Source organism: Ralstonia sp. 24A2, assembly GCF_051783885.1.
GTDB lineage: Bacteria > Pseudomonadota > Gammaproteobacteria > Burkholderiales > Burkholderiaceae > Ralstonia.
The window spans coordinates 1,115,172-1,139,172 of the sequence record NZ_JBPVZD010000002.1; the positions used below are offsets into that span (position 1 = coordinate 1,115,172).

General features: G+C 64.4%; 21 protein-coding genes. 14 read left to right on the plus strand and 7 right to left on the minus strand.

The genetic code is table 11. The annotated features are described in order from the left end of the window. Positions 1-168 precede the first annotated feature (168 nt). Positions 169-1,287, minus strand: coding sequence for a DUF2855 family protein (locus ACS13N_RS10130; protein WP_438931542.1), 1,119 nt, complete (start codon positions 1,285-1,287; stop codon positions 169-171). A gap of 33 nt (positions 1,288-1,320) precedes the next feature. Here ACS13N_RS10130 and ACS13N_RS10135 point away from each other — a divergent pair, with 33 nt between their 5' ends. The 3 genes from ACS13N_RS10135 (at position 1,321) to ACS13N_RS10145 (ending at position 3,927) form a co-directional block, all read left to right on the plus strand. Next, entirely contained in the window at positions 1,321-2,013 is a 693-nt protein-coding gene (locus ACS13N_RS10135; protein ID WP_438931543.1) for a TetR/AcrR family transcriptional regulator, read from the plus strand. A 90-nt stretch (positions 2,014-2,103) separates the two neighbouring features. Then, entirely contained in the window at positions 2,104-3,057 is a 954-nt protein-coding gene (locus ACS13N_RS10140) for an alpha/beta hydrolase (RefSeq protein ID WP_438931544.1), read from the plus strand. A 66-nt stretch (positions 3,058-3,123) separates the two neighbouring features. After that, positions 3,124-3,927 (plus strand): hypothetical protein, encoded by an 804-nt coding sequence (locus ACS13N_RS10145; protein ID WP_438931545.1) that lies wholly within the window; start codon positions 3,124-3,126, stop codon positions 3,925-3,927. A gap of 12 nt (positions 3,928-3,939) precedes the next feature. On the opposite strand, the gene ACS13N_RS10150 is transcribed toward ACS13N_RS10145, so the two are convergent. Beyond that, on the minus strand, positions 3,940-4,458 hold the full coding sequence (locus ACS13N_RS10150; RefSeq protein WP_438931546.1) for a gluconokinase: 519 nt from the start codon (positions 4,456-4,458) through the stop codon (positions 3,940-3,942). Positions 4,459-4,680: 222 nt separating this feature from the next. Here ACS13N_RS10150 and ACS13N_RS10155 point away from each other — a divergent pair, with 222 nt between their 5' ends. The 5 genes from ACS13N_RS10155 (at position 4,681) to ACS13N_RS10175 (ending at position 10,301) form a co-directional block, all read left to right on the plus strand. Beyond that, positions 4,681-6,408: an AMP-binding protein gene (locus ACS13N_RS10155; RefSeq protein WP_438931547.1), complete on the plus strand. Its 1,728-nt coding sequence runs from the start codon at positions 4,681-4,683 to the stop codon at positions 6,406-6,408. A 703-nt stretch (positions 6,409-7,111) separates the two neighbouring features. Continuing rightward, on the plus strand, positions 7,112-8,425 hold the full coding sequence (locus ACS13N_RS10160; protein ID WP_438931548.1) for a hypothetical protein: 1,314 nt from the start codon (positions 7,112-7,114) through the stop codon (positions 8,423-8,425). 125 nt (positions 8,426-8,550) lie between these two features. Next, positions 8,551-8,994, plus strand: a complete 444-nt coding sequence (locus ACS13N_RS10165; RefSeq protein ID WP_438931549.1) for a hypothetical protein — start codon at positions 8,551-8,553, stop codon at positions 8,992-8,994. A 25-nt stretch (positions 8,995-9,019) separates the two neighbouring features. Further along, complete coding sequence (locus tag ACS13N_RS10170; RefSeq protein WP_438931550.1) at positions 9,020-9,712, plus strand: C39 family peptidase; 693 nt, start codon at positions 9,020-9,022, stop codon at positions 9,710-9,712. Positions 9,713-9,740: 28 nt separating this feature from the next. Beyond that, positions 9,741-10,301 carry a hypothetical protein gene (locus tag ACS13N_RS10175; RefSeq protein WP_438931551.1) on the plus strand — a complete coding sequence of 187 codons (561 nt, stop codon included), beginning with the start codon at positions 9,741-9,743 and terminating at the stop codon, positions 10,299-10,301. A 21-nt stretch (positions 10,302-10,322) separates the two neighbouring features. On the opposite strand, the gene ACS13N_RS10180 is transcribed toward ACS13N_RS10175, so the two are convergent. The 5 genes from ACS13N_RS10180 to ACS13N_RS10200 form a co-directional block, all read right to left on the minus strand. Further along, a complete protein-coding gene (locus ACS13N_RS10180) occupies positions 10,323-11,645 on the minus strand; it encodes an acetate kinase (RefSeq protein ID WP_438931552.1) in 1,323 nt (440 codons plus the stop codon). Between the two features lie 237 nt (positions 11,646-11,882). Beyond that, positions 11,883-12,719, minus strand: coding sequence for an NADPH-dependent 7-cyano-7-deazaguanine reductase QueF (gene queF, locus ACS13N_RS10185; protein WP_438931553.1), 837 nt, complete (start codon positions 12,717-12,719; stop codon positions 11,883-11,885). A 53-nt stretch (positions 12,720-12,772) separates the two neighbouring features. Continuing rightward, on the minus strand, positions 12,773-13,285 hold the full coding sequence (locus ACS13N_RS10190; RefSeq protein ID WP_438931554.1) for a DUF4822 domain-containing protein: 513 nt from the start codon (positions 13,283-13,285) through the stop codon (positions 12,773-12,775). Between the two features lie 47 nt (positions 13,286-13,332). Further along, a complete protein-coding gene (gene ilvA, locus ACS13N_RS10195; protein WP_438931555.1) occupies positions 13,333-14,853 on the minus strand; it encodes a threonine ammonia-lyase, biosynthetic in 1,521 nt (506 codons plus the stop codon). 129 nt (positions 14,854-14,982) lie between these two features. After that, on the minus strand, positions 14,983-15,432 hold the full coding sequence (locus ACS13N_RS10200; RefSeq protein WP_438931556.1) for an Lrp/AsnC family transcriptional regulator: 450 nt from the start codon (positions 15,430-15,432) through the stop codon (positions 14,983-14,985). 117 nt (positions 15,433-15,549) lie between these two features. Between ACS13N_RS10200 and ACS13N_RS10205 the strand changes: the two genes are divergently transcribed. The 6 genes from ACS13N_RS10205 (at position 15,550) to ACS13N_RS10230 (ending at position 23,926) form a co-directional block, all read left to right on the plus strand. Then, positions 15,550-16,209 carry a LysE family translocator gene (locus ACS13N_RS10205; RefSeq protein WP_438932824.1) on the plus strand — a complete coding sequence of 220 codons (660 nt, stop codon included), beginning with the start codon at positions 15,550-15,552 and terminating at the stop codon, positions 16,207-16,209. 191 nt (positions 16,210-16,400) lie between these two features. Then, complete coding sequence (locus ACS13N_RS10210; protein ID WP_438931557.1) at positions 16,401-17,333, plus strand: ion channel; 933 nt, start codon at positions 16,401-16,403, stop codon at positions 17,331-17,333. 43 nt (positions 17,334-17,376) lie between these two features. Next, positions 17,377-18,624: a nucleoside recognition domain-containing protein gene (locus ACS13N_RS10215; protein ID WP_438931558.1), complete on the plus strand. Its 1,248-nt coding sequence runs from the start codon at positions 17,377-17,379 to the stop codon at positions 18,622-18,624. Positions 18,625-18,681: 57 nt separating this feature from the next. Continuing rightward, positions 18,682-19,263, plus strand: coding sequence for a YqaA family protein (locus ACS13N_RS10220; protein WP_438931559.1), 582 nt, complete (start codon positions 18,682-18,684; stop codon positions 19,261-19,263). 200 nt (positions 19,264-19,463) lie between these two features. After that, the gene (locus tag ACS13N_RS10225) at positions 19,464-23,486 is read left to right on the plus strand and encodes a DUF3683 domain-containing protein (RefSeq protein ID WP_438931560.1); all 4,023 of its coding nucleotides are present in this window, start codon (positions 19,464-19,466) and stop codon (positions 23,484-23,486) included. Next, positions 23,483-23,926, plus strand: coding sequence for an HIT family protein (locus ACS13N_RS10230; protein WP_438931561.1), 444 nt, complete (start codon positions 23,483-23,485; stop codon positions 23,924-23,926). The genes ACS13N_RS10225 and ACS13N_RS10230 overlap by 4 nt, the downstream gene beginning before the upstream one ends. Positions 23,927-24,001: the final 75 nt, after the last annotated feature.

Consider the following 24,001-nt stretch of genomic DNA (forward strand, 5'->3'; position numbering starts at 1 on the left):
TTTGTTAGATCCCTTCCCAGGGATACGAAAGCATCACGTGTAGAAAGGCACCGTTGCGTGGTCGCGCTGATTGTGGGGCGGCCCAGTGCTGCGAGCCGAAGGCGCGTGCGCGACCTCGTCTTCAAGCGCGTGAGGGAGACGCTGGCCTCTGTACTGTCAGCGCGTTCATCACAGGCGAATCACATAGCCTTCACGCGGATGCGTGCGCCCGGCATGCAGCGCGGTGATGCGTTGTTGCGCGGCCGTCATGCCGTGCTCTTCGATCAGCGTGAGCCAGCCGTGCGCGGGTTCGCGTACGTGGTCGATGAAGCGTCGCTGCGCAGCGTTGAATTTCTCGGTGACAACGGCAGGGCCCCAGTCGGCATTGCGCTTGCGGATCTGCACCGGCGCGAAGTAGAACTGCGGCGCGGGGCCGGGCAGGTCTTCAGCCTGAATGAAATCCGTGTTCTGCGCGGAGCCTGCAAAGCAGTCGTAGACCAGCGCGTTGCCAAGGTGCGCATGCACGCGCCGGCGCAGTGCCGCGTCGCCGGAGAAGTCGACGTAGAGCGTGGGGACGTCGGTGGCGAGCGTGTCGAGCCCATCGACCATCCCGTAGGTGACGCTGTCGTGATAGCACCCCAGACCGTCGACGAAGGCGCGATTGCCGGCGGAGGTGAGCGCGGTGAGCGTGAGCCCCGGCGTGTCACGCAGGCAGAACGCGGTGCCATACGCCGTCTTGCTGGATGCGCTGGAGAACACCAGCCGCCGCGCGCCAAAGAAGGCGTTGTCCGAGAGAAAATCCGCCAGCATGAATGACGTGATGAACAGCGGCCGATACAGGATCTGGTAGTTCTCCAGCGCTGCATCGTAGGCCGCATCCTGCGTCACGCGCGTGTACTGGTTGTAGGCGGAGACCAGCGACTGACGATGCACCGCGCCGTCATAGAAGCCGCGTGGCGTCACGCGTTCGGGCTGCATGCGCAGGTGTGTGGCGATGGGGAAGTAGCCGTAGAAGCGTTCGCCCACGTCGATGCCCTCCACCGTGGAGCTCACCACATCGGCAAAGCCCCACACCGGCATGTGGCCCCAGCCGTCCTGCCCGGTGGGGAAGAACGACCAGTACTGCATGGCATCGCCAAAGGCCGCGTAGGTGATGTTGTTGGTGGTGAGGGCAAAGCGGTCCAGACGCAGGACGACCTCGCCGGGCGCGGCCACGGGGGCAGCACCAGCGCTTTCCAGGCGGCTTTCGTTTAGGGCATGCTTGCGTGTGAAGAGCCGCTCGTATGGGGCATTCATCGGGGCGTTCATGGTGTCTCCTCCATTCTCGGGATCGATGGGCTGATGGCTTCACTCTATCGCCGGCCGCAGGCTGCCGGGTTCGGAAACGCATCCGAGGCAGACGCCACGCCAGCGCGCCGTGCCAAGCCGCTCAAGCGGCCGGTGCAGCGCCGCGCCAAGTTCACCGTGCAGGCCATCTACGACGCGTTTGTTCGGATTTGGCAGCGCGACGGCGCACGGGCCGCCACCACGCGCGCGGTGGCGCTGGAGGCCGGCTGCTCGGTCGGCACGCTGTACGAGTACTTCCCGAACAAGGAGGCGCTGCTCTCCGGCTACGTGCGGCACACCATCGAGGTATTGCTCGGGCGCATCCAGAGCGAGGTGATTGACCGCATCGACCTGCCTTGGCGCGAGCGCATCCGCCACCTCGTGCGCCTGACCTGCGGCGACCCGGTGCTCGATCCGCCGTACTTCGACCACGCCATGCTGATGCGCGAAGACCGCATCGCCGAGCCCAAGCACCACCAGCGCTTCTTCGACGAACTGAGCACCGCGTGGTGCCGGGCGCTGGATGCCTGCGCTGATCTGCCAGCCCGCCCTGACGATGCCGTGCTGCAGACGCTGCTGCAGGCCATCTGGGGCGCACGGCGCTATCGCCTGCTGTTGCCCGATGCACCGCCCGCGCCAGATGTGTGGACGGGCGCGATGGAGCGGCTTTGCCTCGCTGCCCTGGCTGCAACACAAGACGTTGCCTGACGCCCACACCGTGTTCAAACAAGGGTGCGAACCGATTGTCTGGGCAGTGCATCCTCGCTAGGCTGGGATTTTGCTGTAGAGGGCCGCGCGATGAGTTGGCAGAACTGGGTCGTCTCGTGGAAGGTGCGCAGGCAGATCAAGAGGCCGACCGAACGGGAGCCCTTCGATCCCGTCGCCACGCGCATCGGCGCGGAGAAGCGGAAGATGCCGTCGCCGGTGGAGTTGCCGCCGGAATGGCGCATCGTGCCTGCCAACAGCGGCCTGACCGGCGAGTGGATCGAACCCGCCGATCTCGACATGCTGGATGACCCACCGCCGGTGGTGCTCTACCTGCACGGCGGCGGCTACTTCTTCTGCAGCCCCCGTACGCACCGCCCCATCACGATTGGCCTGGCCACACATGCGCGTTCACGCGTGCATGTGCCGGACTACCGCCTCGCGCCTGAGCATCCGTTTCCTGCTGCCGTCGAAGACGCGCTGGCCAGCTATCGCACGCTGCTGGCGCAAGGGGTGTCGCCCGCGCAGATCGTGGTGGCGGGGGATTCGGCAGGGGGCGGGCTGGCGCTGGCCCTGCTCGTGGCATTGCGCGACGCGGCAGACCCGCTACCGGCCGGCGCGATTCTCTACTCGCCGTGGACGGACCTGGCGGCCACCGGCCAGAGCCTGATCGACAACGACGAATCCGACGTGATGTTCCGCGGCGCGTGGATGGCCTATGGCGCCACGATCTACCTGGGCGATTCGGGCATGCCGGTGGATCATCCGCTGGTGTCGCCGCTGTATGCCGACTTTGCCGGCTTGCCGCCGCTGCACTGTTACGTCAGCACCAGTGAAGTGCTGCGTGACGATACCCTCCGAATGGCCGAGCGCGCGCGTGCCGCCGGGGTATCCGTTTCGGTAGAAATGGGCCGTCGGCTTCCGCACGTGTGGCCGATCTTCTATCCTTTCCTTCCAGAAGCGCGCGTTGCGCTCAAACGATCGGGTGAGCAGATCAGACGACTGGTCGCCGCCCGCACAGAACCAGTGGAATTGACACTGGCATGATCTGACCGGCCGCCTCGTACCGCCTCGTACCGCCCCGGTCAGCCAAGCGCAGACGGGGAGCCCAGCATGCGTCGGGTGTTGGTTTTGGGGTTGGCGCTGGTATGCGTTGCCGGCGTGGGTGTTTGGAGTCGGCACTACCACGCGCGGTTGGCCGATGTCCGCTTTGCGCCCATTGAATCGGTTGCCGCAGCAACCGACGGCGGGCCGATCGCCGTGCCGGTGAGCACATCGACCCCCAAAAGCTATTGGCTCAAGATCTGCGACGAGAAGCTCGGGCCGATGACCGTCACGGTGCACGCCAACGAAACGCCGCTCACGTTTTCCAATGACCGCTCCGTCGGGCAGTTGACCGCCGAGGCACCGCCCTACGATCGTGCCGCCCGGGTCCTTGGCAAGACCTACGCCACCCTTGGCGCGCAGTTCGACGTCACCACGCACTACATGGCGTTGCCGACGCAACCGCCCACCACGTGCCTGCGGCCGTCGGTCGATGTGGAGCTGATCCTGAGCGATTTTCGCGTGACGGTGGCGCGTGAATTTGCGCCCGGCAGCTGCGCCTACAACGCCATCCGAGAGCACGAACTGCGGCATGTGGCCGTCAATCGTGCCGTGCTGCCGCGCGCGGCTGAGGTGATCCGCAAGGAGATCCAGCGCGAATATGGCGGGCGGCTCTACTTTGGGGATCCGGACCGCATTGCCGCCGAGCTGGAGACGCAGTTGACGCGCCACTGGCTACCGCGCGCGCAGTCGCTGATCGAACTGGGTTTGCAGGCGCACGAGCAGATCGATACGCCGCAAGAGCAGGACCGCATGAGCCGCATCTGCAACGGCGAAGTGCAAGCCGTGCTGCAGCAGCTCTGGCACAGCTAACGCCGCCGGGGTTCAGGCCGCCGGGCGATGTGCGGCGCGTGCCTGCAGTTGCGTGACCGCCTGGTCGACGATGCTCTCAGGCGGCAGGGCGATGTCGACGACGATGGCGTCGGTCGGCTCTTCCAGCGCGTCGAACTGGCTGCGCAGCAGGTTCGGGTTGAAGAAGTGGTCCTTGCGCGCAGACAGGCGGCCCTGCAGCAGTTCGAAGTCACCCTTCAGATAGACGAACTCCGTATTGCCGCTGCTACCCGCGTTGCCGCGCAGCACGTCGCGGTAGCGCTGCTTGAGCGCGGAACAGGCGACCACCAGCGAGCCGCCGCCGCTCGTCGTCTCGTCCATGTAGGTGCGGATGGATTCGAGCCAGGGCTTGCGATCGTCGTCGTTGAGCGGGATGCCGGCGTGCATCTTGGCGCGGTTGGCGTCGCTGTGGAACTCGTCGCCATCACGGAAGGCGCAGCCCAGACGCTCGGCAATCTTCTGGCCCACCGTCGATTTGCCGCAACCCGAAACACCCATCACTACAACAATCATCACGCATCCCACTGGCAAAAACGTCAGTCCGGCATGTTAGCGCGTTGACGGTGCCGGCCGCCGATTTTTGCTGCTGCGGCGCAGCAATTGTTCCGCGTCATTGTTCGTCAGAGAACGGATTGCCAAATGCGTCAAGCTGCGTCAAATTGCGGGCAAACGCAGTAGGAAGAATCATTCAAAACAAGGTCCCAAAAGGGCCAACGTTGACTGGAGGAGACGTCCATGGCTGGTGAAGTATTCGATCCGTGCCCACGCAACGGCCTGTCGTATGTGGTGGGGGATACGGAGGTGCCGCTGGCGCACGTAACGGTGCCCGCGTTGTTGGAAGCGACGGTGAATCGCTACCCCGACGCGGAGGCGGTGGTGTTTCGCGAGCAAGGTGTGCGCTGGACGTGGCGCGACTTTGCCGAACAGGTCGATGCGCTGGCCGCCGGCCTGCATGCACTGGGGCTGGCGCGGGGCGACCGCATCGGCATCTGGTCGCCCAACCGCTATGAATGGGTGCTCACGCAGTTTGCGACGGCACGCCTGGGGCTCATCCTCGTCAACATCAATCCGGCGTACCGGCTCTCGGAGCTGGAATACGCGCTGAACAAAGTCGGCTGCAAGGCCATCGTGGCGGCCGAGGCGTTCAAGACCTCGCGTTACCTGGAGATGCTGCAGACGCTGGCGCCTGAACTGGCAACCCAGCAACCCGGCGCATTGAACGCCGCCAAGCTGCCCGCGCTGCGCTGGGTCATCCGGATGGGCGAGGCTGCCACGCCCGGCATGATCAACTTTGCCGACGTGATCGCGCGCGGCGTGGATGACAAAGGCGGCGTACCCGTTGATGCGCTGGACGCCATCACCGCCACGCTGTCGCCCGACGACGCCATCAACATCCAGTTCACCAGCGGCACCACCGGCGCGCCCAAGGGCGCCACGCTCACGCACGTGAACGTGGTCAACAACGCGCGCTTCGTTGCCATGGCGATGAACCTGCAGGCCGGCGATCGGCTGTGCATTCCGGTGCCGCTGTACCACTGTTTCGGTATGGTCATGTCGGTGCTCACGTGTACCGCCACCAGCGCGTGCATGGTGTTTCCGGGTGAGGCCTTTGACCCGCTCGCCACGCTGCGCGCCGTGGCCGAAGAGCGCTGCACGCAACTGCACGGCGTGCCGACGATGTTCATCGCGCAGCTCGATCATCCGGATTTCAAGACCTTCGACGTGTCGAGCCTGCGCGGCGGCATCATGGCCGGATCGCCATGCCCGATCGAGGTGATGAAGCGCGTGGTGTCGGAGCTGAACCTGCGCGAGGTCACCATTGCGTATGGCATGACGGAGACGAGCCCCGTGTCGTTCCAGAGCGCCGTGACGGACCCGCTCGACAAGCGCGTGACCACCGTCGGCCGCATTCAGCCGCATCTGCAGGTCAAGCTGGTGGACGGCGCGGGCGAGGTGGTGCCCGTGGGCGAGAAGGGCGAGCTGTGCACCAAGGGCTATTCGGTCATGCTCGGCTACTGGGACGACGAGGCCAAGACCGCCGAGTCCATCCACGATGGCTGGATGCGCACGGGTGACTTGGCAACGTTCGATGCCGAGGGCTACTGCAACATCGTCGGCCGCGTGAAGGACATGCTCATTCGCGGCGGCGAGAACGTGTACCCGCGCGAGATCGAAGAATTCCTCTTCCGCCACCCGAAGGTGCAGGCCGTCAACGTGTTTGGTGTGCCCGACCAGAAGTACGGCGAAGAGGTGTGCGCGTGGATCGTGCTCAAACCGGGTCAGCAGGCCACGGAGGATGAGATTCGCGAATTCTGCAAAGGGCAGATCGCGCACTACAAGGTCCCGCGCTACATCCGCTTCGTCACCGAGATGCCGATGACGGTTACCGGCAAGGTGCAGAAGTTCGTCATGCGTGACCGCATGATCGAAGAGCTCAAGCTGACCGTCGCGCAAACGGCCTGAGCAGGCCCTGCGCGGTTTCTCCGCTGAAATGCGAACCGGTTGCGCACGGCATGTCGTTGCCATGACGATGCTTGCCGTGCGCAATTTTTTGCGCGTGTCCGGCTGAGGCGCCGCACGAAAACCAAGACACCGACCCCGCACGCGTCTTGCCGATAGGGGGCACTCGCAGGAAAGCGCTGCACGCGTTTGGCGTGTCGCTGCGCCTGACCGCAATCTCGTGTCAATTCCGTTGCAACGTGCGTGACGGGATGCACGTTCCTGATTGGCGTCGGCTCGCGCAATGTGAGCCTTGATGCGCCGATGGTGCAATGTTGAAACACCTGAAACGAACGCGCACTCGAACACCCGCGCCAACGCGATCCGCTAGCAGGGTGTGGGTCTTGGTGTGACAACGGAACACCGCTGACGCCGCCGTCGCCGCATTGCTGTTTCGGCTGTGCAACCAAAGCGCGCGAACGACACCCCCAAAATGCGTATGCCTTGGCACGATTCCACGTGTTTTCGCCGCATGCAGCGCGCGTCCAAATCGGATTTCACTGCGTTTTCAATTGCTTGGCGATTTGGCGTGCGAGCGCGCCTGAAATTGGCACTGAATATGCGAACACGGCGCCCCGGGGTGGGTGATGTTTTTTCCCACAGGCAAGGCGCGCCGGCCCCATCGGCCGCGCTTCCAACCGCCCCTCTCACCTTTATGGAGTGCGTTATGAAGAAGACCTTACTGGCCACCGCGATCGCCATGGGATTGGGGGTCTCTGGCGTTGCATTGGCCGATATCGGGAACTCAGCATCCGGGCCCGGTGACAAGACCCAAACCAGCACGGCCACTGTCACCAACACCACAACCACCACAACGACGGACACCAACACCAATACAAGCTCGCGCACGAGCACACGCAACACCAACAACTCCAACCAACACAACAACCAAAGCCAAGGCAATGACCGCGACAACAGCGGCGCTTCCACTGCCTATGGCTATGGCACTGCGGCTGCCAACAATGGCAGCGTTGCCACGGCAACTTTCAGCAATGCCTTCAACTCCAGCAAGGCCATCGCCATCTCCAAGCTGGAAGGCACGGTGACGAACCTCAGCGTATCGGGCATCGGCAACGTGGCCACCAACAACGGTGGCACGGCCAACGGTGGCGGCGGCGGGCGTGGCGGCAATGGCTACGGCGGCGTCGGCATGGGCGGCAATGGCGGCACCGGTGGTGCGGGTGGCGCGGGCGGCGGCGGCGGTTCTGGCGGCAGCTCGGGCAACGTCACGCACGGCAGCGCGACCAACGGCAGCGCGACAGCGGGCAACGGTGCCAGCGGCGGCGATGCCAGCGGCAATGCCGGTAACGGCGGCGCAGGCGGCGGCTCCGGCACGCTGTCGGCCAGCCTGGGTGCAGGCCTGGGCGGTGCGGCAGGCAGTAACAGTGCAGCCGGCGGCGGCAGCGGTGGCAGTGGCGGTGGTGCTGGCGCCAGTGGCGGCGATGCCAACCGCCATCACGGCGGCGGCGCGGCGACTGGCGGTGCAGGTGCGGCGGCAGGCGGCAACGGTGCGGCTGGCGGCGCAGGAACGGCTGGCACATCCACTGCTTCCGGCGGCGCAGGCACAGGCACTAGCGCAGCGACTGGCACAAGCACGGGTGGAGCCGGCGCAGCAGGCGGCGCGGCCAACAACCTGGCCGGTAATGGCGGTGCTGGCGGCAGCGCAACTAACGGCAGCGCAACCAACGGCTCAGCCACGTCCATGGCCGGCAACGGCGCGGTGGGCGCAACGGGGGCGATGGGCGCAGCAGGCGGCGCGGGCGGCACCGGCAACGGTGGCGTCGGCAATGGCGCGGTTGGCGGTGCTGGTGGGGCAGGCGGAGCGGTGGCGGTGGATGCCGGCACGTTCAACATGTCCAACGCCATGACCAGTGTCGGCCAATCGGCTGCCGGGGTGATGATCGCGAACCAGAACAGCGGTTTCGCCTCGCTCATCCAGCAGAGCGTCAACGTGCAAGCCAACCTGAATGTCGGCCACTGATCCGGTATCAGGCATGAGCGGGGAAGTGCCGCTGCCATCTCTGATGGCAGTGGCTGATCGGGCTGGATCACGCAACAGGGTCCGGCCCAGTCGGAACGGCAGTTGGAACGTATGGGAGACATTCGATGCGATCCGACAGAACAACAGCAACAGGATGGGCGGCATGGTTCCTGACATGCGGCCTTGCGGCGTGGCCTACGGTCATGCCAGCGACAGTGATCGCGGCGGAAGATGCGCCGGTCGCAGACAGTCTCCAGGCAGTCAATACGGAAGCGGTGCGTCCCCCGGTCGCCGCGCCCGCATCGGTGCCCGGGTTCGGTCATGCGGTCGATGCAGACAAGCTCGAAGGCTATCGCGGCGGGACGCAGGACCTGTACCAGACCGTCAACGATGCGCGTCTCTCGGGCACCGTCAGCAACGATAGTGCCGTCAACATAGCGACGGGCGGCAACATCGTGCGCGACGGCTCGTTCACCAACGCAGCCGGGATACCCACGGTCATCCAGAACAGCGGGGCGAACGTGCTGATCCAGAACGCGACCATCGTCAACGTGCAGTTCAGGCCTTGATGACGCCGAGATGAAGGACGTGGCGATGCGGTGGACGTGGCGTGCGGCGCTGATACTCGGCGCATGCGGGCCGGCGTGTGGGCCGGCATTTGCCGGCTCGATCGACATGCTCGGCACGGGTGGCGCGACCTACAACATGCCGGTGACGAGCATGAAGGAGGCGCGTTTTCTGCGCACCATCCATCAGCGTTTCGACTTCAGTTGCGGTTCGGCTGCCGTGGCGACGCTGCTCACCTACCAGTACGGCTATCCGGTGAGTGAGCAGACGGTGTTCCAGGCCATGTATCTGCATGGCAACCAGGAGAAGATCCGGCGAGAAGGCTTTTCGCTGCTCGACATCAAACGCTATCTGGAGTCGCAAGGCTTCGAGGCCGATGGTTTCGAGCAGCCGCTGGATGCATTGAGCGGCGCCCACTTGCCGGCCATCGTGCTGTTGAGCGAGAACGGCTATCACCACTTCGTGGTGGTCAAGGGTGTGCAGGAAGGGCGTGTGCTGGTGGGCGATCCGGCCATGGGCACGCGTGCGATCCCACGTGCGAGCTTCGAGAGCATGTGGGACAACCATCTGCTGTTCGTCATCCACAATCGCGAAGAGCGCGCAACGTTCAACGCGGGGCCGGACTGGCGCGTGGCACCGCGTGCGCCGCTGGACGAAGGGGTGGATCGCACTGGCCTGGGGAACATCGTGATCCCCAAGCATGGGCCGTCCGACTTCTGAGAGCGATAGGCAAGCGCAGGAGGGCACCATGAGACGGTTTGGCGGGGTGCTGTGGGCAGCCGGCACGCTGGTGCTGGCTGGGTCTGGTCATGCGCTGGCGGCGGGCATGGGCGGTGTGACGGATGCCATGGATGGCCCGCGCATGAACAACCCGGTCCACGCATGGAAAGCCGTGTCAGAAGACCAGCTCGACGACATGCGCGGCGGGTTTGATGTGCCCTCGGCAGCGGGGTTGCGCATCTCGTTCGGTATCGATCGCGCGGTCTATATCAACGGCGATCTGGTGGCGAGTGTGTCGGTCAACATTCCCGACATTGCGCGCATGACGACCGCGCAGGCGCAGCAGCTGGCCAACGTGGTCAACACCGTCAATGTCGTGCAGAACGGGCCGAACAACGTTGCGCCGCCGGACATTGCAGCGGGCGCGTCAGCGGCTGCCACGGTCATCCAGAACAGCCTGAACAACCAGACCCTGCAAGCGATCACGACCATCAACGCGGCAGTCAATAGCCTGCCGCAGTTCCGTCAGCTCAGCCTCAACAACGCGCTGCAGAGCGCGCTGGCCAACGTTGTGACGGGCCTGCACTAAAGCCGAAGCCGCGTCAGAACGTCAGAACTGGATTGGCAGCCGCAGCGTGACCGTTAGGTCTGGCGTGTCGCGCGTGAGGCCTGCGCCCACCGAGAGGTTCAGCGTCATCTTGGGCGAGATGCGGTACGAATAGCCCACCAGCAGCGTGCCCAGGGTGGTACGCACCGAGCCCGGCACGCGCTGGCCGTTCTGCTGGGTCGGCCCGATGATGCTCTGGTCGTAGCCGATCGAGAACGAAGCCTTCTCGTTGAGCGCCAGCCCCATGCCGAAATTCAGGCCGATGATGTCGCCGGCCTTCACGTTGCCCAGGAACTGCTGCGAGCCGTCCACCAGATTCAGGCTCACGTCCTTGCGCTCGAAGTTGTGCAGGTAGCTGATGCTGCCGAAAAACACCGCCGGGTCGGTCGGAAACAGCCAGGTCAGGCCCGGCTGCAGTGCATAGAAGCCCGAGCCTGTGGGTTGCTGCAGCGGCAGGCCCGTGCCTGTGGTGTTGCTCACGCAGCGCGTCACGCAGTCGGTGGTGACCTGGAATGGATCTTTGCCAGTGCGTGTCTTGAAGCGCAGCCAGCCGATGGTGAACGGCTTGTCGACGCCGCCCGCGCTGATCTGATAGCGCGCGGTCATCTCCACGTCGCCGATGCCGTGGCCGTGCGAGCCGAAGGCGTTGTCAGTTGCCGTGCCCGTGAATATCTCACGGCTGACGGTGTCGTTTGTGCTGTAGACGTAGGGCATGCGCAGTTCCAGCTCCCAGCGGCGGGCCAAGCCATAGCGCACGGCCAGCGTGCTGGTGAGCGTGGTGGTCTTCACCTGCCGCACATCAATCAGGCCGATCAGCAGCGCAGGGATGATGGTGTAGCCCACCAGCGCCACGCGGTCAGACGATGAATACGCCATCTGCAGTGAAGGTTCGACGACGAACTTGCCCGGCGGCGTGAGCGCGCTGGGCTCATCGAAGATCTGCGCGACGCGCGGTGGCTGGTCGGAAGGTTCTGGCGGCTTGCCGACAGGCGTGTTGCCGGGCTCGCCGTTCTGCGCCATCTGTGCGGCAGCTTCACCGGACGACGCATCACCACCCGCGCCCGGCGCACCGGCACCGCGCACGGTATCGAGCTCGCTCATGCCGAGCGCGCGCCGCATGTGGTTCAGGTGAGCTTCCTGCTGCTTGATGGAACGCTTCAATTCCTGCAGGCGCGCCTGCGCGTCGGCAAGCTCCCGCTGAAGGGATTCAAAGCTGGGTGGTTTGTCATCCACCGGCTCGTTGGTCTGCGCAAGGACCGGCCCGCTGCACAACAGCAGGCATGCGCACGCAACCGCACGTAGCGGCCACCATGGCGTGTTCGTCATGGCAATGTCCCCCGTCGAGAGCGCCCTCTCCACGAAAAGTGGATGAGCCCTTCACGATTCCCCCGGGTGGCGTAATGCGGATTCCACTATAGGCGAGCGCGCGTGAAACGATAGGGCATTGGTGTCCCCAAAACGGAGGAGGGCCGCGTGCCCGTTTTCTCTATCGCCCGGGCAAGAAAAAAGGCGCCCGAAGGCGCCTTGTGTGTCTCGCGAATTGTCAGTGCTTACTGACGCGTCTCATTGGCGTGCATTGCGCATGTTGTCCGGCCACGGCGTGTTGTAGTTCGTGCGGAACGGGTTGATGTCCAGGCCGCCGCGCCGCGTGTAGCGCGCATACACGGTCAGCTTGACCGGCCGGCACTGGCGCAGGATGTCGGTAAAGATGCGCTCGACGCACTGCTCGTGAAACTCGTTGTGCTCGCGGAACGAGATCAGGTACTTGAGCAGCGCTTCCTGGTTGATCGGCGCGCCCACGTAGCGGATCTGCACGCTGCCCCAGTCCGGCTGGCCCGTCACCAGGCAGTTGGATTTGAGCAGGTGCGAGACCAGCGTCTCTTCCACCGGGGTCTCTTCCTGATCCGCGTGCAGCAGTTCGGGCGTGGGCTGGTAGATGTCGGTCTCGATGTCCAGTCGATCGAGTAGCAGGCCGTCGAGTTCGCCCATCTTCTGCCGCGTAAATTCCTCCTGCGGCACGATGCGCACCTGCACCGGCGCGCCGCACGCTTCCGACAGATCGTGGTGGATCAACTGCTGCAGCGCCTCGTGCGAGGCCACCTTGGTCTGGTTGAACGAATTCAGATACAGCTTGAACGACTTGGATTCGACAATGTTGGGCGAATCCGCCGGCACGATCACCGTACCCACGGCCACCTGTGGCTTGCCGCGCAGGTTCAGCCACGACAGCTCGTACAGGTTCCACAAGTCCACGCCGAAGAAGGGCAGGGCGCTGCCGGCGGGCAGGCCGATCTCGTCACGCTTGCCCTGGCGCGGAATGGGAAACAGGAGGCTCGGGTCGTACTCCGTCTTGTAGGCGGAGGTCTTGCCCAGCGGCGAATGTTCGGGATGGTTGCTCATGGCAAGGATTCGGGCCCCAGAAGGCACGGTCACTGAGGATTCGATGGCCTCGGTTACGGGGTGAGTGAACGCACGACGGTGTCGGTCCACTGAATATTGAGCTGCCCACGATAAGGTTTGTGGACGACCCAGATTTTCACCGGCGGATTCCCAGCGGTCATCTTCTCGGGAACCACGCGGGTATAGGTGAATTCGCTGTCGTCGAGCTTTTCCAGCTTGCGCGCAATGCCGCCCGTTCCTTTGTCCGATACGAGGACGTGATGCTTCTTGTCTCCCGTAATGAAGAAATAGCCGCCACCACCCAAGGCGTGCTTCGATTCGCCGGTCTTGGTGTCGAAGAACTCGTATCGATTCGTTTGCATATCCCACTTCGAGATGCCGACGACGCCGGGATAATCGTCCTTCACATTCGTATCCGGATGCCCGTCAACGTAAACCTCTGTCGTGAGCCAGACGGTCTTGCCGAGCGCCTCAGGGTGAATGGCGGGTGTCTCCGCCTGCGCGGCTCCGGCCAGGAACATCCCGGCGGCAAGCGCAGTCGTCATGATGATCGATTTGATTTTCATGGATGCCTCGATAGCGTTACGCAACAGCGCTGTTAAGGGGTAGCGCGTCACAAAAATAGGCTGTAGACGGGGTTCTCGCTTTCGTCCCAGTAGGTATAGCCCAGCGTGGCGAGGAACGCCTTGAACTCGCGCTTCTCACCCTTCGGCACCTGGATGCCGACGAGGATGTTGCTCGAATCGGCGCCCTGATTGCGGTAGTGGAACAGGCTGATGTTCCAGTTCGGGCTCATGCTCGACAAAAACTTCATCAGCGCGCCCGGCCGCTCGGGAAACTCAAAGCGATAGAGGTGTTCGTTCTCCGCCAGCGGCGAGCGCCCGCCCACCATGTAGCGGATGTGCTGCTTGGCAAGCTCGTCGTTCGACAGGTCCAGCGTCGGGAAGCCGTGCTTGCGGAAGTTCTCGGCAATCTTGTCGCCTTCTGCGCGCGATGCAATCTGCACGCCCACGAAAATGTGCGCGGCGTCCTTGCTGGCAATGCGGTAGTTGAACTCCGTCACGTTGCGCGACCAGCCGACCAGCTCGCAGAAGCGCTTGAAGCTGCCGCGCTCTTCCGGAATCGTCACGGCAAACACGGCTTCGCGCGCTTCGCCCACCTCGGCGCGTTCGGCCACGAAGCGCAGGCGGTCGAAGTTCATATTGGCGCCGCTGGCCACGGCCACCAGGGCTTCGTTCTTCAGCTTGTTCTTCTCGGCGTACACCTTGAGGCCGGCGAGTGCCAGCGCGCCCGAGGGCTCCAGCAGGCTGCGCGTGTCCTGGAACACGTCCTTGAGCCCCGCGCAGATGGCATCCGTATCCACGGTGATGATCTCGTCGACCAGCTCGCGCGTGATGCGGAAGGTTTCCTTGCCCACCAGCTTGACTGCGGTGCCGTCGGCAAACAGGCCCACGTCCTTTAGCTCGACACGCTTGCCTGCGGCCACCGAACGCGCCATCGCGTCGGAATCCTCGCTCTGCACGCCGATCACCTTGATGTCCGGACGCACGGCTTTTACGTAGGCCGCAATGCCGGAGATCAGCCCGCCGCCGCCAATCGCGCAGAAGATCGCGTGGATCGGCTGCGGATGCTGGCGCAGGATTTCCATGGCGATGGTGCCCTGGCCTGCAATCACCTCCGGGTCGTCAAACGGGTGCACGAAGGTATAGCCGTGCTTCTCTTGCAGCTTGACGGCGTGGGCGTAGGTGTCGGAATAGCTTTCGCCCTGCAGCACGACGTCGACCCACTTGCCGCCGCGCGAGCGCACGCCGTCAATCTTGAGCTGGGGCGTCGTGACCGGCATGCAGATCACGGCCTTGCATTCCATGCGGGCTGCGCTGAACGCCACGCCCTGCGCGTGGTTGCCGGCGGAGGCCGTAATCACCCCGCGCTTGCGCTCGGCCGGCGTGAGCGAGGCCATCTTGTTGTAGGCGCCGCGCAGCTTGAACGAGAACACCGGCTGGTCGTCCTCGCGCTTGAGGTAGACGCGGTTGCCGGTGCGCGCCGACAGGTTGGGCGCGAACTTGAGCTCGGTTTCCAGTGCGACGTCATAGACCTTCGCAGTCAGGATCTTCTTGAGGTAATCGATGGCCATGGGACGGACCGGGTTGGACTGAGGGGAGCCCGTAAGCCTATCACGCGGCGCCTTGTGCGCTGGTGTGTCCGCTGTTGGCGCGGGCCAGGGTCTGGTGGGCGCGCGCCGAAGACGGCTGCGCCGGCAATGTCATGCCTGTGTCGTGAGCGGACGTCCAAGCGCACGCGCCGCGATCGGCGTCGACATCATGATCGAGGTGCGTGTTTCGCCATACAGGTTGATCCGTTCGATCAACCGCTCCAGATCTGCGACGCTCGTCGCTGCAAGCCGCATCACGTAGGAATCTGCGCCGGTCACGTGGTGGCATTCCAATACTTCGGGAATCGTCTCGAGCAGCTTGAGGAACTTGGCCTTTGCGGGCTGCGCAACGGTGATACCGATCAGCGCGCTGACCGGGTAGCCCGCAGCAACGGGATTCACTCGCGCCACGTAGCCTTCAATCACACCGGCGTCTTCCAGACGCTTCACGCGCTCCGTGACGGTCGGCACCGACAGCTTCACCTGTCGGGCAAGCTCTGTATATGTCATGCGGCCGTTGTGCTGCAGCAGGTCTAGCAGCTTCCAGTCCAGATCGTCCATTGTGGTTGCAATCTTTAAGGAGAATGGGCGATTTTGCCTTAAAAATACGATTCCGCCAGGATGCGGCGGTGCCTACGATGAGACCTACACAACAAACCACTGTGGGAGGGCATGCAAGTGCTGTTCATCAAGGCCACCATGATCGGGTTCTGTATTGCTGCGCCGGTCGGCCCGATCGGTATGCTGTGCATCCAGCGCAGCCTGAACCGCGGGTTCCGCTCGGGACTGGCGACGGGCCTCGGCGCCGCCTGCGCAGATGCCCTGTACGGGTTGCTTGGCGCGCTCGGTGTCGCCGGCGTCGTTGCTGCGCTCCCTGCGCTGACGCTTGTGCTCAAAATTGCCGGCGGTGCGTTTCTCGTATGGCTAGCGTGGTCGACCGCGCGCACATCGTCCGCCGGGCCTGCTGCGCTGGACGCCGCACGTGATATGCAGGCCGTTGCCAATGCGCGCGAATTCCTGACGACATTCGCACTGACCCTGTCGAACCCGCTGACGATCCTATCGTTCGTGGCGATCTTCGCTGCGCTCGGGCCGTCGGCCGAGGCGCATGCGTCAGCTGAAGGTGCCGGATGGCTCGCCGTTGCGCAGATGGTCGTCGGGGTCTTCGTTGGTTCCGCTGCATGGTGGCTTTGCCTGAGTGGAGCGACCGCGGCGCTGCGCGTGAGGATGCCAGCTTCATTCGTGCCTGCCATCACGCGGCTGTCAGCGCTCGCCATCGCTGGGTTCGGCACCGTGCAGGTCATTGCGGGGCTGCGCAGCGTTGCCCAGGTGGTGTAAGCCTCAGTCAAGCCATCGGCCATCGCGCGGGCGCACATCATGCCGGCCCGGCCAAGGCCAGGTGATTCTTGCCCGAGACCTGGGGTGATCTGTACACTGCCCCGGCACCGTCAGCGGTGTCGGCGGTATTTGCGGTGCCTACGACCTCGATGGCTGGCGCTGCTAAAAGCACACTCGGGCGAGAGGCCTCCATGAACACCCCGTCGTCTTCCTCCCAGCCTTCCCGGCCCGTGCGCCGGGGCCGCAAAGTCTGGTCCGGCACGCAGCAGGTCATCGCCTACGGCATGCCGTCGCTGGGCTGGCGTGACATCTATCACCATGCACTGGAGGTCAACTGGCCGACCTTCTTTGCCATCCTGGCGGGGCTCTTCCTCACCCTCAATGCCGTGTTTGCCGGGCTGTATTCGCTGGGCGATGCGTCCATCGCCAATCAGTCGCCGTCGGGCTTCGCGGGCGCGTTCTTCTTCAGCGTGGAGACACTTGCCACGGTCGGCTACGGCGACATGCACCCGCAGACGCTCTACGCCCATGTCATTGCCACGCTGGAGATCTTCATCGGCATGTCGGGCATTGCCATGGCGACGGGGCTGGTGTTTGCGCGCTTCTCACGCCCGCGCGCCAAGATCATGTTTGCGCAGAATGCCGTGGTGCGGATGCTCAACGGCAAGATGACGCTGATGGTGCGGGCGGCCAATGCGCGGCAGAACGTCATTGCCGAGGCCAGCGCCAAGCTGCGTCTGCTGCAGGATGAGCGCTCGCCCGAGGGCTATTCGATCTACCGCATCCGCGATCTGCACCTGGAGCGCAGCGAGCACCCGATCTTCCTGCTCGGCTGGGTCTTGATGCACGTGATTGACGAGACCAGCCCGCTGTACAACGCCACGCCCGAGTCGCTTGCCGCGGGTGATGCGCTGCTGCTGCTCACCATCGAAGGCTCGGACGAAACCGCCGCGCAAACCCTGCAGGCGCGCAACGCCTGGCGCCACGACGAGATCCGCTGGGGCTACCGCTATGTCGACCTGATGCGCGACGACGAAAACGGCGTCACCCACGTCGACTACGACAACTTCCACAAGATCGTGCCGGCCGATATGCCAGCCGAGGAACCGGTGCAGGCACAATGACCGGCTTGTCCGATTCCTCTCAACGCGCCAACGCGCAACGTCCGTGGCCCTGAACCTCGTCTGGCTGGCTTTCTTCCTCGTTGCCTTCGTGACTGCCTGCGTGCAGGTGGTGCAGGGCGACATGGAAGTCTTCTCCCGCATGCTGACCGCCATGTTCGACGCCGCGCGCACCGGCTTCGAGATCGCGCTGGGCTTGACCGGCATGATGGCGCTGTGGCTCGGCATCATGCGCGTGGGTGAACGCGCCGGGGTGGTCGATCTGTTCGCGCGGCTGGTCAACCCGCTGATGCGGCACCTGTTTCCCTCCGTGCCCGCCGGTCACCCAGCCAACGGCGCGATGATGATGAACGTGTCGGCCAATATGCTCGGCCTGGACAACGCTGCCACACCGCTGGGCCTGCAGGCCATGCGCGAGCTGCAGCAGATCAACCCGCAGCCGCAGCGCGCCAGCGATGCGCAACTGATGTTCGTGGTGCTCAACACGGCGGGCGTCACGCTGGTGCCCACCTCCGTCATCGCCATCCGTCAGGCGATGGCGGTCAAGCAGGGCCTGGTCGGTTTCAACGCGGCGGACATCTTCCTGCCGACGCTGCTGTCCACCTTCATCGGCTTTTGCGCGGGCATTGGGGCGGTGGCGTTCTACCAGCGCATCAACCTGTTCAAGCCGGCGCTGCTGGCGTATTTCGGTGGCTTCATCACGTTGATGGGGTTGCTGTTTGCGTGGCTGCGCCAGTTTCCGCCGCAGCAGATGGCGGCGTGGATCGGGCTGATCGGCGCGGGCTCCATCCTCACCATCGTGGTGGCGTTCCTGGCGTGCGGGGCGATCCGCCGCATCAACGTCTACGAGACCTTCGTCGACGGGGCCAAGGATGGTTTCCAGGTCGCCATCGGCATCGTGCCGTACCTGGTGGCGGTGCTGGTAGGCATCGCCGTGTTTCGCGCAGCGGGCTGCATGGATGTGCTGATGCAGGGGCTCTCGGCATTGTTCTCGCACCTCGGCATCGACACTCGCTTCGTACCGGCGCTGCCCGTGGGGCTGATGAAGACGTTGTCCGGCGCGGGCGCCCGCGGCCTGATGGTGGACGTGATGACCACCTACGGCGTCGACTCCTTCCAGGGCAAGCTGGCGGCCATCATCCAGGGCTCCACCGAAACCACGTTCTACGTGCTGGCTGTGTACTTCGGCAGCGTCGGCATCAAGGACACGCGCTACGCGCTCGCCTGCGGGCTGTGGGCCGACCTGATCGGGCTGATCGGCGCTGTGTTCATCGCCTATCTGTTCTTCGGCTGACCGCGTAGGGAGGCCCCCGAGCGACGCCACGGCCGCCCGGCCACTACAATCGGTCGCATGGAACAATGGATCGATACGCTTTTTGCCACGCTCGCCTTGCCCAAGGTCGGGCTGCCCGCCATCTTTCTCGTCAGTTTCATCTCGGCGACGCTCTTGCCGCTGGGCTCCGAGCCAGCGGTCTTTGCTTACATCAAGCTCAACCCGGAGATGTTCTGGCCGGCCATCATCGTCGCCACCATTGGCAATACGCTGGGCGGCGTGGTCGACTGGTGGATGGGCTATGCGGCCAAGCTGGCGCTGGTGCGCTACCACCTGGCCCGCCGTCGCCGTCAGCACGATGCAGAGCACGCGCAGCACGTGCCGCACCCCAAGCGCCACCGCGCGCCGCCGCTCGACAAAAAATACTTCCGCTGGATGCGCCGTCTTGGGCCGGTGTCGCTGCTGGTGTCGTGGCTGCCTGGCATTGGCGACCCGCTCTGCACGCTGGCCGGCTGGCTGCGCCTCAAATTCTGGCCGAGCGTGATGTACATGGCCATCGGCAAATTCCTGCGGTATCTGGTCATGACCGGCGCGCTGATGACGCTGCCCGATGACTTTTGGCACGGTATGTTTGGCTGGATCAAGAATCTCATGATGTGACGTTTGCGTGATTTTTTCGTCACGTTCGGCGCGTTATGTTTTCGCAAGCCATTGAAAACGCGGCGGTTTTTGCGGCCATGCTCGGTGCAGGGATACCGTTGCTGCAATGCATCAACGCTAAACCTTGCAGTACAATCGCCCTTTAAAGACCGCGCGGCTCGATCCCTCTTTGCCGCGCCATCCCTCCCCAGCGGCACGCCATGAATGCCCCACTTCTGATCGACGCCAAACTCACGGCGCACGACGCTGCGCCCCGGCTGCGCGAGATTCCCTACAACTACACCTCGTTCTCGGATCGGGAAATCGTCATCCGCCTGCTGGGCGAGTCTGCGTGGCAGATCCTGAGCGAGCTGCGCGCCGAGCGCCGCACCGGCCGATCGGCACGCATGCTGTACGAAGTGCTGGGCGATGTCTGGGTGGTGCGCCGCAATCCATATCTGCAGGACGACCTGCTCGAGACGCCCAAGCGCCGGCAGATGCTGATCGATGCGCTCAATCACCGCCTGGCGGAGATCGAGAAGCGCCGCGTGGCCGATCACGATTCGCATCACGACCCGGAAGGCGACGAGCGCGCCAGCAAGGTCGAGCAACTGGTCGTGCATGCCCGCCGTGCGGTCAAGGCGTTCCAGGAAGAGTTTGCCCAGGTGTATGACCTGCGCCGCCGCGCCCAGAAGGTGCTCGGCCGCGTCACCGCTAAGGACAACATCAAGTTCGACGGCCTGTCGCGCGTGTCGCACGTGACGGACGCCACCGACTGGCGCGTCGAATACCCGTTCGTGGTGCTCACGCCCGATACGGAAGAAGAGATCGCCGGCATCGTCAAGGGCTGCTTCGAGCTTGGGCTGACCATCATCCCGCGCGGAGGCGGCACCGGCTACACCGGCGGCGCCGTGCCGCTCACGCCGTTCTCGGCCGTCATCAACACCGAAAAGCTGGAACGCCTGGATGCGGTCGAACAGACCGATCTGCCGGGCGTCGACCACCCCGTGGCGACCATCTATTCGGGCGCCGGCGTGGTCACGCGCCGCGTGGCGGAAGCGGCTGAAAAGGCCGGTCTCGTCTTCGCCGTGGACCCGACCTCGATCGACGCATCGTGCATCGGCGGCAACGTCGCCATGAACGCGGGTGGCAAGAAGGCCGTGCTGTGGGGCACCGCGCTGGACAACCTCGCCTGGTGGCGCATGGTCGATCCGGACGGCAACTGGCTGGAAGTCCAGCGCCTCGATCACAACCTCGGCAAGATTCACGACGCGCCGGTCGCCACGTTCGAGCTGAAGTGGTTCGACGGCAATGCGCCGATGGGCAGCAAGCTGCTGCGCACCGAAACGCTCACCATCGAAGGCCGCAAATTCCGCAAGGAGGGTCTGGGCAAGGACGTGACGGACAAGTTCCTGTCGGGCCTGCCCGGTGTGCAGAAGGAGGGCTGCGACGGCATCATCACCAGCGCGCGCTGGATTCTGCACCGCATGCCGAAGTCGATCCGCACCGTGTGCCTGGAGTTCTTTGGCCAGGCGCGCGACTCGGTGCCGAGCATCGTCGAGATCAAGGACTACCTCGACGGCGAGACCAAGAAGGGCGGCGCCATCCTGGCTGGCTTGGAGCACCTGGACGAGCGCTACCTGCGCGCGGTCGGCTACGCTACCAAGAGCAAGCGCAACGCGTTCCCGAAGATGGTGCTGATCGGTGACATCGTTGGCGACGACGATGACGCCGTGGCGCGTGCCACCTCGGAGGTGATTCGCCTGGCCAATGGCAAGAGCGGCGAAGGCTTCGTGGCCGTGAGCCCCGAGGCGCGCAAGAAATTCTGGCTGGATCGCTCGCGTACGGCAGCGATTTCCAAGCACACCAACGCCTTCAAGATCAACGAAGACGTGGTGATCCCGCTCAACCGCATGGGCGAGTACACCGACGGCATCGAGCGCATCAACATCGAGCTGTCGATCAAGAACAAGCTCAAGCTGGCCGACGCGCTGCAAGATTTTTTCGCGCGCAACGATCTGCCGCTGGGCCGCACCGACGACGCCAACGAGATCCCCAGCGCTGAATTGCTGGAAGACCGCGTACAGCAGGCACAGCAACTGGTGCGCGCCACGCGCGCGCGCTGGCAGTACCTGCTGGACCACCTCGATACGCCGGTGAATACGGCACGCGCCAGCCTGATCGGCCTGGGTCTGGGCTACCTCGCGCAGACCTTCGACGACCGTCTGGTGAATCAGCCGGACGCCAACCTGTTCCACCTGCTGCAGGACCGCACGATCCGCGTGTCGTGGAAGGCGGAGATTCGCGCCGAGCTGCGCAAGATCTTCAATGGCGGCGAGTTCAAGCCGATCCTCGACGAGGCACAGGCGATCCACAAGCAGGTGCTGCGTGGCCGCGTTTTCGTGGCACTGCACATGCACGCCGGCGACGGCAACGTGCACACCAACATCCCCGTCAACTCGGATGACTACGACATGCTGCAGGACGCCCACAAGGCGGTGGCCCGCATCATGACGCTGGCGCGTTCGCTCGACGGCGTGATCTCGGGCGAGCACGGCATCGGCATCACCAAGCTGGAATTCCTGACCGACGACGAGATCGCCGACTTCGCGGCCTACAAGCGCCGCGTCGATCCCAACGGCCGCTTCAACAAGGGCAAGCTGCTGCGCGACGTGAACGACCCGCAAGGGCTGGCCGCCGACCTGCGCAACGCCTACACGCCGTCGTTCGGCCTGATGGGGCACGAGTCGATCATCATGCAGCAGAGCGACATCGGCGCCATCTCGGAGTCGATCAAGGACTGCCTGCGCTGCGGCAAGTGCAAGCCGGTGTGCGCCACGCATGTGCCGCGCGCCAACCTGCTGTACAGCCCGCGCAACAAGATTCTCGCCACCTCGCTGCTGATCGAAGCCTTCCTGTACGAAGAGCAGACGCGCCGCGGCGTATCGGTCAAGCACTGGGAAGAGTTTGCCGACGTGGGCGACCACTGCACGGTCTGCCACAAGTGCGTGACGCCGTGCCCGGTCAAGATCGACTTCGGCGATGTGTCGATGAACATGCGCAACCTGCTGCGCAAGATGGGGCAGAAGAAGTTCAATCCCGGCACCGCCGCGGCGATGTTCTTCCTGAACGCCACCAACCCAGAGACCATCAACCTCACGCGCAAGGTGATGTTTGACTGGGGCTTCAAGGCACAGCGGCTGGGCAACGATATCCTGAAGAAGTTCGCCAAGAAGCAGACCGCGCATCCGCCCGCCACGGTGGGCAAGCCGCCTGTGCAGGAGCAGGTGATCCACTTCATCAACAAGAAGATGCCGGGCAACCTGCCCAAGAAGACGGCGCGCGCGCTGCTGGACATCGAGGACAACGAGATCGTCCCGATCATCCGCAACCCGAAGGCGACCACGCCCGACAGCGAGGCGGTGTTCTACTTCCCGGGCTGCGGCTCGGAGCGGCTGTTCTCGCAGGTCGGCTTGGCCACGCAGGCGATGCTGTGGCACGCCGGTGTGCAGACCGTGCTGCCGCCGGGCTATCTGTGCTGCGGCTATCCGCAGCGCGGCACCGGCCAGTTCGACAAGGCCGAGAAGATCGTCACCGACAACCGCGTGCTGTTCCACCGCGTGGCCAATACGCTCAACTACCTCGACATCAAGACGGTGGTGGTGAGCTGCGGCACGTGCTACGACCAGCTTGCCGGCTATGAATTCGACAAGATATTCCCGGGCTGCCGCATCATCGACATCCACGAGTTCCTGCTGGAAAAGGGCGTGAAGATCGACGGCGTGCAGGGTACGCGCTACATGTACCACGACCCCTGCCACACCCCGATCAAGACCATGGACCCGACCAAGCTGGTCAACCAGCTCATGGGCGGCAACCTCGGTGCCGACGGCCAGACCCGCGCGATCGAGAAGAACGATCGCTGCTGCGGTGAATCGGGCACGCTGGCAGTCTCGCGCCCGGACATCTCCACGCAGGTCCGCTTCCGCAAGGAAGAGGAGATGAAGAAGGGCGCCGACAAGCTGCGCGCCGATGGCCAGAGCGGCCAGGCGTTCGACGGCGACGTGAAGATCCTCACGAGCTGCCCGGCTTGCCTGCAAGGGCTGTCGCGCTACACCGAAGATGTCTCGGTGCAGGCCGACTACATCGTGGTCGAGATGGCGCGCCACGTGCTGGGTGAGACCTGGCTGGAAGACTATGTCGCCCACGCCAACGCCGGCGGCATCGAGCGGGTGCTGGTGTGACGACCGGCGAGCGGGCATCGGGCTGCGCGCTATGTGAGACCGACGGCGGTGAGCCCGTCTGGCGCAACGCCAGGGCGCGCGTGGTGCTGGTTGAGCACGCGCGCTTTCCTGGCTTCTGCCGCGTCATCTGGAATGACCATGTGGCCGAGCAGACCGACTTGTCCGATGCCGATCGCCACTGGCTGATGGAAGTCGTCACCCGCGTCGAACGCGTGCTGCGCGCTGAGTTGGCGCCGGACAAGATCAACCTCGCCAGCTTCGGCAACTTCGTCCCGCATCTGCACTGGCATGTCATTCCGCGCTACCGCTGGGACACGCACTTCCCCGAAGCCGTCTGGGGACCTGCCCAGCGTGAGCCGGATGCCGCGCGCATGGCCGAGGTGACGGCCAAACTGCCCGCGCTATCCTACGCGTTGCAATCGGCGCTGGCCGACGTCTGAGTCACCGGCACCAACCGCTTGTAACGCATCGTCACGCCCAGCGCGGAACCCGTGAGGCGCGCAGGTCGTCAGATT

Excerpts from the sequence above, each read along its gene's own strand:
- ACS13N_RS10145 (WP_438931545.1), top strand. The coding sequence starts at position 3,124 with ATGCGTCGGGTGTTGGTTTTGGGGTTGGCGCTGGTATGCGTTGCCGGC.
- ACS13N_RS10130 (WP_438931542.1), bottom strand. The coding sequence starts at position 1,287 with ATGAACGCCCCGATGAATGCCCCATACGAGCGGCTCTTCACACGCAAG.
- ACS13N_RS10140 (WP_438931544.1), top strand. The coding sequence starts at position 2,104 with ATGAGTTGGCAGAACTGGGTCGTCTCGTGGAAGGTGCGCAGGCAGATC.
- ACS13N_RS10225 (WP_438931560.1), top strand. The coding sequence starts at position 19,464 with ATGAATGCCCCACTTCTGATCGACGCCAAACTCACGGCGCACGACGCT.
- ACS13N_RS10135 (WP_438931543.1), top strand. The coding sequence starts at position 1,321 with ATGGCTTCACTCTATCGCCGGCCGCAGGCTGCCGGGTTCGGAAACGCA.
- ACS13N_RS10170 (WP_438931550.1), top strand. The coding sequence starts at position 9,020 with ATGCGGTGGACGTGGCGTGCGGCGCTGATACTCGGCGCATGCGGGCCG.
- ACS13N_RS10220 (WP_438931559.1), top strand. The coding sequence starts at position 18,682 with ATGGAACAATGGATCGATACGCTTTTTGCCACGCTCGCCTTGCCCAAG.
- ACS13N_RS10160 (WP_438931548.1), top strand. The coding sequence starts at position 7,112 with ATGAAGAAGACCTTACTGGCCACCGCGATCGCCATGGGATTGGGGGTC.
- ACS13N_RS10200 (WP_438931556.1), bottom strand. The coding sequence starts at position 15,432 with ATGGACGATCTGGACTGGAAGCTGCTAGACCTGCTGCAGCACAACGGC.
- ACS13N_RS10180 (WP_438931552.1), bottom strand. The coding sequence starts at position 11,645 with ATGACGAACACGCCATGGTGGCCGCTACGTGCGGTTGCGTGCGCATGC.
- ACS13N_RS10210 (WP_438931557.1), top strand. The coding sequence starts at position 16,401 with ATGAACACCCCGTCGTCTTCCTCCCAGCCTTCCCGGCCCGTGCGCCGG.
- ACS13N_RS10165 (WP_438931549.1), top strand. The coding sequence starts at position 8,551 with ATGCGATCCGACAGAACAACAGCAACAGGATGGGCGGCATGGTTCCTG.
- ACS13N_RS10150 (WP_438931546.1), bottom strand. The coding sequence starts at position 4,458 with ATGATTGTTGTAGTGATGGGTGTTTCGGGTTGCGGCAAATCGACGGTG.
- ACS13N_RS10175 (WP_438931551.1), top strand. The coding sequence starts at position 9,741 with ATGAGACGGTTTGGCGGGGTGCTGTGGGCAGCCGGCACGCTGGTGCTG.
- queF (WP_438931553.1), bottom strand. The coding sequence starts at position 12,719 with ATGAGCAACCATCCCGAACATTCGCCGCTGGGCAAGACCTCCGCCTAC.
- ACS13N_RS10190 (WP_438931554.1), bottom strand. The coding sequence starts at position 13,285 with ATGAAAATCAAATCGATCATCATGACGACTGCGCTTGCCGCCGGGATG.
- ACS13N_RS10155 (WP_438931547.1), top strand. The coding sequence starts at position 4,681 with ATGGCTGGTGAAGTATTCGATCCGTGCCCACGCAACGGCCTGTCGTAT.
- ilvA (WP_438931555.1), bottom strand. The coding sequence starts at position 14,853 with ATGGCCATCGATTACCTCAAGAAGATCCTGACTGCGAAGGTCTATGAC.